This is a genomic window from Bartonella sp. AA86SXKL, from assembly GCF_042196885.1.
Genome location: NZ_JBHIRE010000263.1, coordinates 291 through 786 on the forward strand (window position 1 = coordinate 291; position 496 = coordinate 786).

The window sequence follows — 496 nt, forward strand, 5'->3', positions numbered from 1 at the left end:
TGAATGACGCCCGGTAAACAGTGTAAAGGGATCGCGCATACGATTTTGATAGGCAGCTGTACCAGAGCGAATTTGTGCATAATTTGCAGCTGTTTTTTTTGACGTGCCATTACTAAAATCGGTAGTCCATGTTGGACGATGTCCTGTGAGGGCATCCTTTTGAAATTTTGCAATATCTTTATCACTAAGGCCAGAGAAGTAATTAAAATTTTTGTTATAAGCACGTACATGATCAATGCAAAAATGTAAATACTGCCCTTCGTGATTTCGTCCCGCTGGTGCTTTATGGGATGCTACTTTTTCACATCCTTCCCATTGGCATTTCTGCGCTTCTGCTTCAGCCTTTTGTTTTTTATTGGAGCTGATTCGAATGGAGTCGAATAATTTAGATGTTATCGTCATATCTTTGGTTTATGCAAAATCAATTGATTTGACAAGAATTGACTTTTAAAAAATTTATTTTCACACTTATTTGGTCATAAAACAAGGGGTATTG

General features: G+C 37.3%; 1 protein-coding gene. It reads right to left on the reverse strand.

Features of this window, described 5'->3' with window-relative positions; translation table 11 throughout:
* Positions 1 to 402 (reverse strand): molecular chaperone DnaJ (locus tag ACFIO5_RS11425; protein ID WP_375705472.1); only part of this gene is annotated, 402 nt, incomplete at its 3' end.
* Between the last annotated feature and the right edge of the window lie 94 nt (positions 403 to 496).